Source organism: Labrys neptuniae (assembly GCF_040797145.1).
Taxonomy (GTDB): domain Bacteria; phylum Pseudomonadota; class Alphaproteobacteria; order Rhizobiales; family Labraceae; genus Labrys; species Labrys neptuniae.
Genome location: NZ_JBFNQD010000004.1, coordinates 327,608 through 333,425, shown reverse-complemented (window position 1 = coordinate 333,425; position 5,818 = coordinate 327,608). Strand labels below are relative to the sequence as shown.

The window sequence follows — 5,818 nt, the reverse complement described above, 5'->3', positions numbered from 1 at the left end:
CGGGATCGGTGGCACGGTCGGCGGTCTGACCGGCGCGATTGGCGGTATCGGTGGCATTGGTGGCGAGGGCGGCCTGGGTGGCACCCTCGGTGGCGCAGTTGGTGGCTTGACCGGTGCAATTGGTGGCATTGGCGGCATTGGCGGCGAGGGTGGCCTGGGCGGTACCCTCGGTGGCACAGTTGGTGGCCTGACGGGTGCGATCGGCGGCATCGGTGGCGATGGCGGTCTTGGCGGCACCCTTGGTGGTGTGGTTGGTGGTCTGACCGGCGCGGTTGGTGGTATCGGCGGGATTGGTGGTGACGGTGGCCTTGGTGGCACCCTCGGTGGCGCGGTCGGCGGCCTGACGGGCGCAATTGGCGGCATCGGTGGCGACGGTGGCCTTGGCGGCACCCTTGGTGGCGCAGTCGGCGGCTTGACCGGCGCGATTGGTGGTGATGGTGGCCTGGGTGGCGTCGTCGGCGGCCTGACGGGTGCGATCGGCGGGATCGGTGGCGATGGCGGTCTTGGCGGCACCCTTGGTGGTGCGGTCGGCGGCTTGACCGGCGCGATTGGTGGTATCGGCGGCATCGGTGGCGACGGTGGCCTGGGTGGCGTCGTTGGCGGCTTGACGGGTGCGATCGGCGGCATCGGTGGCGACGGTGGCCTGGGTGGCGTCGTCGGCGGCCTGACGGGTGCAATCGGCGGGATCGGTGGCGATGGCGGTCTTGGCGGCACCCTTGGTGGTGCAGTCGGCGGCTTGACCGGCGCGATTGGTGGTATCGGCAGCATCGGTGGCGACGGTGGCCTCGGCGGTGTCGTTGGCGGTCTGACCGGCGCAATTGGCGGCATCGGTGGCGACGGTGGCCTTGGTGGCGCAGTTGGTGGCCTGACGGGTGCGATCGGCGGTATCGGTGGCGATGGTGGTCTTGGCGGCACCCTCGGTGGTGTGGTCGGTGGCCTGACCGGCGCGATTGGCGGGATCGGCGGTATTGGTGGTGACGGTGGCCTGGGTGGCGTCGTCGGCGGCTTGACTGGCGCAATCGGCGGTGATGATGGCCTCGGCGGTGTCGTCGGCGGTCTGACCGGCGCGATCGGTGGTATCGGCGACGACGGTGGCCTGGGCGGCGTCGTTGGCGGCTTGACTGGCGCAATCGGCGGTGATGATGGCCTGGGCGGTGTCGTTGGCGGCCTGACGGGTGCGATCGGCGGGATTGGCGGCGATGGTGGCCTCGGTGGCGTCGTTGGCGGCCTGACGGGTGCAATTGGCGGCATCGGTGGTGATGGTGGCTTGGGTGGCGCCCTTGGGGGCGTGGTCGGCGGTTTGACTGGCGCAATCGGCGGTGATGATGGCCTCGGCGGTGTCGTTGGCGGCCTGACGGGTGCGATCGGCGGCATCGGTGGCGACGGTGGCCTTGGCGGCACCCTTGGTGGCGCAGTTGGTGGCTTGACCGGCGCGATTGGTGGTATCGGCGGCGACGGTGGTCTGGGTGGCGTTGTCGGTGGCCTGACGGGCGCGATCGGTGGTCTTGGCGGTGAAGATGGCCTTGGCGGTATAGTCGGTGACCTGACAGGCACGCTCGGTAACGCAGTTGGCGACCTGACAGGTGCGATCGCCGGCATTGGCGGCAACACGGGCGGCGGTAACACGGGCGGTGGCAACACGGGCGGTGGCAACACCGGCGGCGGTAACACCGGCGGTGGCAACACCGGTGGTGGTAACACCGGCGGCGGCAACACGGGCGGCGGTAACACCGGCGGTGGCAACACGGGCGGCGGTAACACCGGCGGTAACACCGGTGGCGGTAACACCGGCGGCGGCAACACCGGTGGCGGTAACACCGGTGGTGGTAACACCGGCGGCGGCAACACGGGCGGCGGCAACACCGGTGGCGGTAACACCGGCGGCGGTAACACGGGTGGCGGCAACACCGGTGGTGGCAACACGGGTGGCGGTAACACGGGCGGCGGTAACACGGGTGGTGGCAACACGGGTGGTGGCAACACCGGCGGCGGCAACACCGGTGGTGGTAGCACGGGTGTTGGCGACATCGGCAACGGTTCCGGTGGCGACATCGCCGACAACAACGCAGCCGGTAATGGAGCTGACTGTGACGCCTCCGCCGACGGTAGCTGCGGCGCCGCCGGATCGGCTGGCGTTCCTGCCAACCCGGCTGGCAATCCTGTCAGCGGTGCTCCCAGCGGATCGGCTGGTAGCGACGGTTCGAACGCCCCGCCTGCCGACGTTGCCGGCAGCCCGGTCGAGGGAGCTCCGAACGGCATCAACGGTAGCGGCAATGCCGGATCGGCTGGCGTTCCTGCCAACCTGGCTGGCAATCCGGTTGGCGATGCTCTCAATGGAGCGGTTGGCAATAACGGCTCTGGCATGGGCAGTCTGCCCTCGGGCGGGGTTGGTGGTCCAGAGACCGGCAACGGGACTGGCGGCAACACCGGTCTGCCCGGCGAACTTGCTTATCTGGCCGGTAGTCCGGTTGGTGGTGCTCCCAATGGACCGGCTGGCGGCATCGGCTCGAATGGTCAGCCCATCGGCGTGGCGAGCAACCCGGTCGCTGGCGCTCCCGGCAGCAACAACGGTGGCGGCGCCGCGGGCACTCCCGGCAATCCAGCCGGCGATGGCCTCAGTGGAACGGCTGGCGGCAACAGCGCCGGCCCAGGGAGCCAGCGCGCCGGCGTAGTGGGCAATCCGGCTGGCAGCACTCCCAATGGAGTGGCCGGTGGCGTCGGCTCGAATGGCCAGCCCATCGGCGTGGCGAGCAACCCGATTGCTGGCGCTCCCGGCAGCAACAACGGTGGCGGTGCCGCGGGCACGGCCGGCAATCCAGCCGGCGATGGTCTCGGCGGAACGGCTGGGGGCACCCCCAATGGAGCGGCCGGTGGCACTGGCTCGAATGGTCAGCCCATCGGCGTGGCGAGCAACCCGGTCGCTGGCGCTCCCGGCAGCAACAACGGTGACGGTGCCGCGGGCACGGCCGGCAATCCAGCCGGCGATGGCCTCGGCGGAACGGCTGGCGGTAACGCCGGCCCAGGTGGCCAGCGCGCCGGCGTAGTGGGCAATCCGGCTGGTAGTGCTCCCAACGAAGTGGCTGGTGGTATCGGCTCGAATGGCCAGCCCATCGGCGTGGCGGGCAACCCGGCCGGCGATGGCCTCGGTGGAACGGCCGGCGGCAACAGTGCCGGCACAGGGAGCCAGCGTGCGGGCGCAGCGGGCAATCCGGCTGGCGGCACCCCCGATGGAGCGGCCGGAGGTATCGGCTCGAATGGGCGGCCCTCCGGCGTGGCCGGCAACCGGGTCGCCGGCGCTCCCGGCAGTGTCAATGGTAGTGGCCCTGCCGGCACGGCGGGCAGTCCGGTTGGCGATGCTCTCGACGGAGCGGCCGGCAACAATGGTACTGGCTTGGGTAGCCTGCCCTCGGGCGCGGCTGGTAGTCCAAGTGGCGGTGCCGGCAACGGAACCGGCGGCAGCACCGTTTTGCCTGGTGAGCTTGCCTATCTGGCCAACAATCCGATGGACAATGGCCTCGACGGATCGGCTGACGGCATCGGCTCGAATGGGCGGCCCTCCGGCACGGCCGGCAACCCGATCGTCGGCACTCCTGGCGGCAACAACGATAGCGGCATCGCGGGCAATCCCGCCGGTGATGGTCGCGACGGAATGGCTGGCAGCCAGGCTGCCGGCCCAGGTCGCCAGCGTACTGGTGTCGCGGGCAACCCGGTCGGCGGCGCTCCCGGTGGCACCAATGCGAGCGGCCCTGCTGGTACCGCTGGCAATCCGGTCGGCGATGCTCTCAATGGGGCGGCCGGCAACAACGGCACTGGTTTGGGCAGCCTGCCCTCGGGCGGGGCTGGTGGTCCAGAGACCGGCAACGGAACTGGCGGCAACACCGGTCTGAGCAGTGAGCTGGCCTATCTTGCCTATCTGGCCAACAATCCGGTGGACAATGGTCTCGACGGATCGGCTGGTGGCATCGGCCCGAACGGCCAGCCCACCGGCGTGGCCGGCAACCCGGTCGCCGGTGCTTCCGATGGCATCAATGCCAGAGGCACCGCCGGCAATCCAGCCGACGCTGGCCTCAACCGATCGACCGGCGGCAACAGCACTGGTCCGGCTGGCCAGCGGGCTGGTGGAGCGGGGAATCCGGTTGACGGTACTCCCAACGGATCGGCTGGTGGTCTCGGCTCGAATGGCCGGCCCATCGGTGTGACTGGCAACCCGGTCGCCGGTGCTCCCGATGGCGTCAATGCCAGAGGCACCGCCGGCACGGCTGGCAATCCAGTTGGCGACGCTCTCAATGGCGCGGCCGACAATAGTGGCGCCGGCTTGGGCAGCCTGTCTTCGGGCGGGGTTGGTAGTCCAGGGGCCGGCAACGGGACCGGCGGCAGCACTGGTTTGCCTGGCGAGCTTGCCTATCTGGCCAACAATCCGGTGGACGATGGTCTCAACGGATCGGCTGGCGGCAACCGTGCCGGTTCGAACGGTCAGCCCAACGGTATCGATGGCAGTGGCAACGCTGGCTCGACCGGTACGCCCCTCGGTGCGGCTGGCAATCCAGCCGGCGCTGGCCTCAACGGCTCGGTTGGCGGCAACCGTGCCGGTTCGAACGGTCAGTCCGCTACCACGGCCAACAATCCGGTCGGCGATATGCCCAACGGTGTCGATGGCAGTGGCAACGCTGGCTCGACCGGTACGCCCGTCGGCTCGACTGGCAGTCCAGCCGGTGTCGGCCCCAACGGCTCGGCTGGCGGCAACCGTGCCGGTTCGAACGGTCAGCCCGCTACCACGGCCGGCAATCCGGTCGGCGGCACGCCCAACGGCATCGACGGCGGTGGCAACGCTGGCTCGACCGGTACGCCCGTCGGCTCGGCTGGCAATCCAGCCGGTGCTGGCTCAAACGAAGCGATCGGCGGCAACCGTCCGGATGGGCAGCCTGTCACCACGGCAGGCAACGCCGGAACGACCGACGCGCCTGCCGATACGGCTGGCAATCCAGCGGGCGAAACGGCCAACAACACTGGTGGCAGCAGCCGGTTTGGCCGCCTTCTTGCCTACCTGTCCGGCGATCGGGCTGGTGACTCTCCCGACGCAGCCGCTGGTGGTAACACGCCGTCGCGTGACCTGCCCACAGACGGCGATCCGGCCGGCAAGACTCCCGTTGGCACAACCGCTGGCAACGGCACCAGTCCGAACGGCCAGCCCGCCGCCGACAAACCGGTCGATGGATCCCCCAGTGGAATCGACAGCGGCAATGCCGGATCGACTGGCGCGCCTAACACGGCCGGCAATCCGGCTGGCAATACGCTCAACGAAACGGCCGGCGGCAACCGCGCCGGTTCGAACGGCCAGCCCACCACCATGGCTGGCAACCCGGCCGACGGGACTCCCAACGGCATCGACGGTAGCGGCAACCCCGGAACGGCTGGCACGCCTGCGGGCGCGGCTGGCAACCAGGCTCGCGAAGCTGCCAACGAGACTGGCGGCAGCAGCCGGTTCAGCCGCCTCCTCGCCTATCTGACGGGTAGCCGGGCTGGTGATTCTGGTGACTCTCCCAGCACGATCGAAAGCGGTAGCGCTGGAACGGCCGGCGCGCCTGCCAACACGGCCGGCAATCCAGGCCGCAAGGCACCCATTGGCCTAACCGCTGGCAATGGTACCGGCTCGAACGGCCAGACCACCGTCATGGCCGGCAATCCGGTCGGCGATGCTTTCAACGGTGTCGACGGTCGCGGCAATGCCGGAACGGTTGGTGCGCCTGCCGGTAGGGCCGGCAATCCATCCGGCAAGGCACCTTCCGGCGTAACCGCTGACAACGGTACCGGTTCGAAC

Annotated in this window: 1 protein-coding gene; it reads left to right on the top strand. The window is 69.7% G+C overall.

The window, feature by feature from the left end; all coding sequences use genetic code 11:
* On the top strand, nt 1–5,818 hold a 5,818-nt coding region (locus ABXS05_RS15450; RefSeq protein WP_367624520.1), incomplete at both ends, for a beta strand repeat-containing protein.